At 64.2% G+C, this 1,139-nt stretch carries 2 protein-coding genes; both read right to left on the bottom strand.

What is annotated here, in order from left to right; all coding sequences use genetic code 11:
• Positions 1-267, bottom strand: a 267-nt coding sequence (locus EOD07_RS35275; RefSeq protein ID WP_245470618.1) for a thiamine pyrophosphate-binding protein, incomplete at its 3' end; no start/stop codon positions are given.
• Positions 264-1,139, bottom strand: an 876-nt coding sequence (locus tag EOD07_RS35270; protein WP_164772885.1) for a CaiB/BaiF CoA-transferase family protein, incomplete at its 5' end; no start/stop codon positions are given. The genes EOD07_RS35275 and EOD07_RS35270, both read right to left, overlap by 4 nt.

Below are 1,139 nucleotides of genomic sequence, written 5' to 3'. Positions count from 1 at the left end.
ATCCTGCATGGCGATATGGACGCCGGCCGAGGCGTTGGTGGCGCCGGGGCCGCGGGTGACGAAGCAGATGCCTGGCTTGCCGGTCAGCCTTCCCTGGCAGTCGGCCATCATCGCGGCGCCGCCTTCCTGGCGGCAGACGATGGTGCGGATCGAAGAGTCATGCAGGGCGTCGAGCACCGCGAGATAGGATTCGCCGGGAACGCAGAAAATGCGGTCGGCGCCGTTCGCCTCGAGCGCCTCGACGATCAGTTGTCCGCCGGTCTTCATTTTGCTGATCTCTCCAGTTCGGCAAGGATTTCTTGCGTGTGCTCGCCAAGGCGCGGCGAGGGACGCTCATAGATGAGCGGCGTACCAGACATCACCATCGGCGCGCGCACCGAAGGCAGGCGATTGCCATGGCCGTCATCGAGGTCGAGCCGCATGCCCCGCGCGATCGTCTGCGGATCGGCGAACATCTGGCCGATCGTGTTGATCGGGCTCGCCGGGACGCCGGCTGCCTCGAGCTTTGCCAAAAGCGGATCGCGATCCCAAGTGGCGAGGGTTTCGACGATCGTCTGGCGCAGCTTCACGCGGTTGGCGACGCGGGCCGGGTTGGTGGCGAAATCCGGATTGGCGGGGAGATCGGTGAGGCCGACCACGGCGCAGAACTTGCCGAACTGCCCGTCATTGCCGACCGCCAGGATGATGTGGCCGTCCCGCACCGGCAGGACCTCATAAGGGGCGATGTTCATATGCGCATTGCCCATCTGCACCGGCGACTTGCCGGAAACCAGATAGTTGAGGTTCTGATTGCCGAGCGCGGCGATCTGGCTGTCGAACAGCGCCATGTCGATGTGCTGGCCCTCGCCGGTCTTTTCGGCATGGCGAAGTGCCGCCTGGATGGCGATTACCGAATAGAGGCCGGTGAAGAGATCGGAGATGGCGACGCCGGCCTTCTGCGGCTCGCGGCCCGGTTCGCCGGTGATCGACATCATGCCGGCCATGGCCTGGATGATGAAATCGTAGCCCGCGCGCGGCGCGTAAGGACCGTCCTGGCCGAAGCCGGTGATCGAACAATAGACGAGGCGCGGATTGATCGCCTTCAGGCTCTCATAGTCGAGGCCGTATTTTTTGAGGCCGCCGAGCTTGAAGTTCTCGAT

It is taken from the genome of Mesorhizobium sp. M2C.T.Ca.TU.002.02.1.1 (genome assembly GCF_003997225.1).
The sequence above is the reverse complement of the archived record's forward strand: the minus strand, read 5'-3'. Positions and strand labels throughout refer to the sequence as shown.